Origin of the sequence: Paenibacillus typhae (assembly GCF_900099765.1) — a bacterium.
GTDB classification, from domain to species: Bacteria; Bacillota; Bacilli; order Paenibacillales; family Paenibacillaceae; genus Paenibacillus_AQ; species Paenibacillus_AQ typhae.
In genome coordinates, this window is the sequence record NZ_FNDX01000037.1 from 55243 (window position 1) to 61558 (window position 6316).

Here is a 6316-nt window from a genome sequence, read left to right on the forward strand (position 1 = left end):
CATCCCAGGTCTTTACGACCATCCTAGTAACCGTCCGCCTTGAAAAATAATAAGCGACACCAGATACGCCAGCGCCAGTGAATAGCCCATAGAAAAGAAAGTCCACTTCCAGGACGCTGTCTCCTTCTTGATTACCCCTACAGTGGCCAAGCATGGGATATAAAGCAGGATAAAGGCCATGAAGCTGATGGAGCTAAGCGGTGTAAACACTTGTGCTATTTGATTTTCCAGACCGGCGTTATCCGGAGTGTGGTAAATGATATTCATCGTGGATACAACCACCTCTTTGGCCAGGAAGCCGGGAACCAGCGTCGATCCGGCCTGCCAGGTTCCGAAGCCGAGCGGCTGCAGGACCGGTGCGATCAGCCCGCCGAATTTGGCCAGGAAGCTGTGATCCATATCCACATTGAAGCCGGTTGGACCTGCATAGGACATCAGCCAGATAATGACTGAGCCTGCCAGGATGATCGTTCCTGCTTTGCGCAGGAACCCCTTTCCTTTCTCCCAGGTGCTGCGGCCGAGTGTCTTCAGCTGCGGCATGCGGTAAGGAGGAAGTTCAATGATAAAGACGGAGGACTCATTCTTGAACAAGTGCTTCGAGAACAGCTTGCACAATATCAGAGCGAAGACAACGCCCATCACATACATTGCCAGTACTGCGGTAGCTTGCTGGGCCGGGAAGAATACAGCTGCGAACAGGAGATAAACCGGCAGCCGGGCGGAGCAGGACATCAGCGGCATCAGCAGGGTTGTCAGCATCCGGTCTTTAGGCTGTTCGATGCTGCGCGCAGCCATTATCGCCGGAACGTTGCAGCCGAAGCCAATAATAAAAGGAATAAAGGCCTTTCCGTTCAGCCCCATCCGTTCCATAGTACTGTCCATGAGCAGACACACACGGGCCATGTATCCCGAGTCTTCCAGGAAGGATATCATCAGGAACAGGATAAAGATCTGCGGAACGAATACTATTACACCGCCCACACCGCCGATAATACCGTCCACAATCAGCGCATGGGTGAATTCTGAAGCCCCGATGCTCTGGAGCAGAGAGTTGGCACCGTCACTGAACGGGCCGGCTATAAAGCCGTCAACAATATCGGAGAGGGGACCGCCAACCCAGTCAAAGGTGGCTTTGAACATGGCATACATAAATACAAGGAACAAAGGAAGTCCAAAATAACGGTGAGTAAGAATGGAGTCCAGTCTTTCCGTCAGAGTATGCGGTTTCTGGGCAGTTGTATCCATCGCTTCAAGGCATAAGGAATGAATATATTCCTTGCGGGTTGAACGGATCCATTGCGGCAGCGTCAGGGCCAGCTTTCGGCTTTGCAGCTCGCTCTGCACAGCATCACAAATGCCGAGCAGGCGTCCGGTATCAAAGCGTTTGCGCAGCAGCTCCAGGACTACCGGATTCTGCTCCATCAGCTGAAGAGCAATCCAGCGGTGGTTCGGCAAGCCGGCAGTCTGCTTGAGCTCATGCTCGATAGCCTGAATGGCCTGCTCAACAAGCTCCCCGTAATCAAGCCGGAAGCTTACCGGCGGAATGCTGGAGGTTTCCTTCAGGACAGTAAGCACTTCACCGCTGCCTTTGCCGGTTCTGGCGATAAGCGGAAGGACTGGAATGCCCAGCTGCTTCTGCAGGATTTCAGGGCTGACCTGAATACCGCGCGCTTTGGCAACGTCAATCATATTGAGGCCCAGCACAGTAGGCTTTCCATACTCAAGGAGCTGCAGGGTGAGGAGCAGATTGCGCTCCAGCTGTGAAGCATCAACGATATTAACCAAGGCTTCCGGAGATTCCTCGATTAAATACTGCGCAGCCACGCCCTCATCGCGGGAGAGCGGATGAAGGGAGTAAATCCCGGGCAGATCGATCAGCTTGCCGGCGCCGTTCTTCAGGCTGCCCACTTTTTTCTCGACGGTTACACCTGCCCAGTTCCCCACATATTCGTAAGAGGAGGTCAGCGTGTTAAAAAGCGAGGTTTTTCCGGTATTAGGGTTGCCTACAAGAGCGACTGAGCTCATGATACGTTCACCTCAATCCGGGAAGCTTCCTTCCGGCGAATGGCAAACAGCTGCCCGTTACACTCCAATGTGATAGGGCCCATGAAGGGTCCTTTACCTTTCAGGGAAATCTTAACGCCTTCAGACACCCCAAGATCTGCAAGACGACGCCGCAAAATAGGATTCATACCTTCAATTCTATAAATGGAACCTGTCGAGCCCGGTTGTAAGTGAAGTAAAGAGCAGGATGAAGAGGCCATTAATAATCCCTCCAAAAGAGACTGATAATCAATCTCATTAATTTCTTGTAATGTAGCATTTTGTCCGGCATCTGTCCATGATTTTAATCACGGTCTTTCGAACTGAAAACAGATATGGAAGATAGCAGAATAATCTTTACATTTTATTCTTCATTAAAGTATGATTGTACGATAATGATTGCATAGTAAGCTTATGCTGGCGGAAATAATGAAGGATACGCTGAAGGGAGAACAAATTGTGAAGAATAATCAGAGTAAAATTGTCGATTGTACCATCCGTGACGGAGGACTTGTTAATAACTGGGATTTTAGCGTCGAGTTTGTACAAAAATTGTATGCCGGTCTGAACGAGGCTGGTGTTGAATATATGGAAATCGGCTATAAAAATTCCCCAAAGCTGCTTAAGGGGGCGGAAAGCGCCGGACCTTGGCGGTTCCTGAATGATGATTTTCTGCGCAAGGTTATCCCGCAAAAGGGCAATACCAAACTGTCGGCGCTGGTTGATATCGGCCGGGTCGATGAAAATGATATTCTGCCGCGCAGCGAGAGCATGCTGGATCTGATCCGTGTGGCTTGCTACAGCAAGGATGTGGACAAGGCGCTGCAGCTGGTACAGATTTTCCATGACCGCGGATATGAAACGACTATAAATATTATGGCGTTGTCCAATGTAATGGAGAATGAGCTTCTGGAAGCCTTTGATATGATCCGCGACAGCGTTGTAGACGTGGTATACATTGTAGATTCATACGGCAGCCTGGATCATAATGACATCAAATACCTGGTGGACAAGTTCAAAACCCACCTTCCGAACAAACGGCTGGGCGTGCATACTCATAACAACCTGCAGCTGGCGTTCTCCAATACTCTTATTGCCTCAGAGCTCGGAGTAGAACTGCTGGATGCTTCTTGCTACGGAATGGGGCGTGCTGCTGGCAACTGCCCGACCGAACTGCTGGTTACCCACCTGAAGAACACGAAATATACACTGCGCCCGGTGCTTGATATTATTGAACAGTTGATGATTCCGCTCCGCGAAAAGGAAGAGTGGGGATATATCATTCCGTACATGATTACGGGTACCCTGGACGAGCATCCGCGGTCGGCGATGGCACTGCGGTCATCGGAAGACAAGGATAAGGCTGTTGACTTTTATGATAAGCTAACAACACCTGAGGTTACTTTCGGGGATAAATAGCTTTTATCTGGGCAGAAGCACTGACCTCTAATCGGGGACAGTGCTTTTTCTTTTATATTGTATGGGGGATGTAACTTTACAGGACTTCAAAGCCGATATTTATAGAAGGGCTTGAATATATTATCCATACTAATCATAGATATCATTTCAGACGCGAGGGACTTATGAGACAAGAAGAGAGAAAGACAATACAGGCAGCAGTTTTAGGGGCGGTGCTGTTCCTTCTGATTCAGATTTTCCGTACACCGCTTAGCCAGATTGAGAACCAGGATGTAATGCTGGCGCTCTATCTTATAATCGGCTGCTGCAATATAGCATTCGGTTTTGCAATTTTTGCCCAAGGCAGCCTGTTTTTCTCCGATACATTATCCAAATCCAGACTGTACATCTCCGCTTTGTTTTTAGGGGTGTGCACCTTTGATTTTTTACACACATTGAGCTTTGTGGGCATACCGGCAATCTCCTCAATCATCAGTCCGGACCAGTCCCTCTGGCTGCTTACCTTCTCGCGTCTGGCCAGCGCCTTCGGTATCCTGTTAATATTCAGCAAGGAAGATGAGCCGGTATCCGTAAGTGGCAAGAAAAAAGTATTTACTGTGTCCCTTGTCGTCATCGCTCTCTCACTGTTGATACTGGTATTCAGTGATATCCTTACACCGGGCTTACAGGCTTACTCCTGGCTTGGTACGGTCAAGCATCTGGTAGATATGGCGGTTCTGTTTATCTATCTGCTTAGCGTGGGGATGATCGTATATCCGGGCAGAATTGAAAAATCCGCTTCAATGCTCATTATTATCCGTGCTTTAATCTTTTTTGCGCTGGCTCAGGTATTCTTCATGAATCTGCTCAGTGTGGGGGAGATGGATAATCTCTTTGGTATGCTTAGCAGCGGGATCGCCTATTATCTGATGCTGACCGGGGTTTACCGGCTGACGATTGAAGAACCGTTTCATGAGAACCAGCAGGCTGAAGCAAGAATTAACTATCTGGCTTATCATGATGATCTGACAGGCCTGCCCAACCGGCGGCGGCTGATGCAGCGTGTGGAAGAAATGATGGCCCGCAGTGAAAAAGCCAAAGGGCACAGCGGTTTCTCGGCAGTAGTGATCATGAACATCAACCATTTCAAAAATATCAATGACTCCCTGGGCCATTATGCCGGTGATCTTCTGCTGAAGCTCGTATCGCAGCGGCTCCAGAATGAGGTAAAGACAAATGAGGAGCTGTTCAGTATGGGAGCGGATGAGTTCGCGTTCCTGATGACAGAACGGACAGGGGTGGAAAGCTGTCTGGTCCGCGCGTCCAAGCTGCTGCAGCTGTTTGAAGCACCCGTTCAGCTCGAGTCGGGAGAGTATCACATTTCGTTAAGCCTGGGGATGAGCATTTATCCCGGAGACGGAAATACAGCAGAGCAGCTGATTCAGAATGCGGATACGGCAGTGCATAATGCCAAAGAGCAGAATGTGGAAATCCGGCGTTATATCCCGTCCATGCAGATGAAGGCCAAAGAACGGCTGAAGCTGGAAAATGATCTGCGCCGGGCGCTGGAGCGGAATGAATTCTATCTTGTCTATCAGCCTCAGGTACAGCTTGAAACAGAGGAAATAGTCGGTATGGAGGCACTGCTGCGCTGGGAGCATCCCAAACGGGGGATTGTCTCACCCGTCGAGTTTATCCCGATTGCCGAAGAAAGCGGGCTGATCGTTCCGATCGGCGATTGGGTGCTGCGGACAGCCTGCCAGCAGAACAAGGAATGGCAACTGGCGGGCTACCGGCACATCTGCGTCTCGGTTAACCTGTCCATGCGCCAATTTCTGCAGCCGAACCTCGCCGGCAAAATAGACGCACTACTGCAGGAGATCGGACTAGATCCGTGTTATGTCGATCTGGAGATCACGGAGAGCATGACCCTGGACAAGGAGACGGCCTTCGACCAGCTTAACCGCCTGAAGCGGCTGGGTGTTTTCATCAGCATTGATGACTTCGGCACAGGGTACAGCTCGCTGCATTATCTGAAGAACATGCCGATAGACCGGCTGAAGATTGACCGTTCCTTTGTCTCCGAGGTAATGGAGGACAGCAACAATGCGGCTATTGTTTCGACGATTACGTCAATGGCTCATCACCTGAAGCTGAAGGTTACGGCAGAAGGCGTGGAGAACAAGGACCAGCTGCACTTTTTACGCCAGCAGCATTGCCATGAAGCCCAGGGTTATCTGTTCAGCAAGCCGATCAAAGCGGCTGAATTTGAAGCGGCCTTCCTGAAGCCCTTGCTCGGTTTACCGGTACAAAGGTAAAATACAATAGTCATAGGGTTGCGTTTTAGTCTGTGGGATGATACAATACTCTTTGTCTTCATTGTATTTACGCGGGTGTAGTTCAATGGTAGAACTTTAGCCTTCCAAGCTAATAGCGTGGGTTCGATTCCCATCACCCGCTTATATCTGTTTTACTTCTGAAACCCTTGTGGCGCAAGGGTTTTTTCTGTGCGGCGTGCCCAGAGGCACGCATTATCTAGTTGGTGAAAGTCCAACCAAAGGAGGGACCAAGCCACCTTTGTAGCTAGGATGCTTGCGCATGGCGAAATCTATGTGTAAAAGCGCATCGACAAAAGTACCGGTCAGAGAGCGGGCGAGCAACAATCCAGGCCGCAACATCAAGTGAATCCTGCCGCGTCGTCAAAAAGGCCCTGCAAAGGGAAAAAGAGGGTGCCGAGTCTCGTGCATATAGACGAAGGCCAAGGAAGCTGTGCAGAACTTGGAACAGCAGTGAAGAATCCTCCGGCGTAATGGGAACGGCATGGATTGAAAGATAGTGCAGTGAACTGGGGAGACCCTCCCCCACACGGAATTTT

General features: G+C 50.0%; 4 protein-coding genes and 1 tRNA gene. 3 read left to right on the top strand and 2 right to left on the bottom strand.

All coding sequences use genetic code 11. From position 1 onward, the window contains the following. Positions 1 to 12: 12 nt before the first annotated feature. Both feoB and BLR64_RS22745 read right to left on the bottom strand, forming a co-directional pair. Positions 13 to 2025 (bottom strand): ferrous iron transport protein B, encoded by a 2013-nt coding sequence (gene feoB, locus BLR64_RS22740; protein WP_090717882.1) that lies wholly within the window; start codon positions 2023 to 2025, stop codon positions 13 to 15. Continuing rightward, the gene (locus tag BLR64_RS22745; RefSeq protein ID WP_090717884.1) at positions 2022 to 2264 is read right to left on the bottom strand and encodes a FeoA family protein; all 243 of its coding nucleotides are present in this window, start codon (positions 2262 to 2264) and stop codon (positions 2022 to 2024) included. Before BLR64_RS22745 ends, feoB begins: the two co-directional genes overlap by 4 nt. 238 nt (positions 2265 to 2502) lie before the next feature. Here BLR64_RS22745 and BLR64_RS22750 point away from each other — a divergent pair, with 238 nt between their 5' ends. The 3 genes from BLR64_RS22750 to BLR64_RS22760 all read left to right on the top strand — a co-directional run bounded on the left by BLR64_RS22750 (position 2503) and on the right by BLR64_RS22760 (position 5901). Beyond that, complete coding sequence (locus BLR64_RS22750; RefSeq protein WP_208607218.1) at positions 2503 to 3462, top strand: aldolase catalytic domain-containing protein; 960 nt, start codon at positions 2503 to 2505, stop codon at positions 3460 to 3462. A gap of 164 nt (positions 3463 to 3626) precedes the next feature. Beyond that, positions 3627 to 5759 (top strand): putative bifunctional diguanylate cyclase/phosphodiesterase, encoded by a 2133-nt coding sequence (locus BLR64_RS22755; protein WP_090717887.1) that lies wholly within the window; start codon positions 3627 to 3629, stop codon positions 5757 to 5759. A gap of 71 nt (positions 5760 to 5830) precedes the next feature. Next, positions 5831 to 5901 (top strand) — tRNA-Gly (locus BLR64_RS22760). Positions 5902 to 6316: the final 415 nt, after the last annotated feature.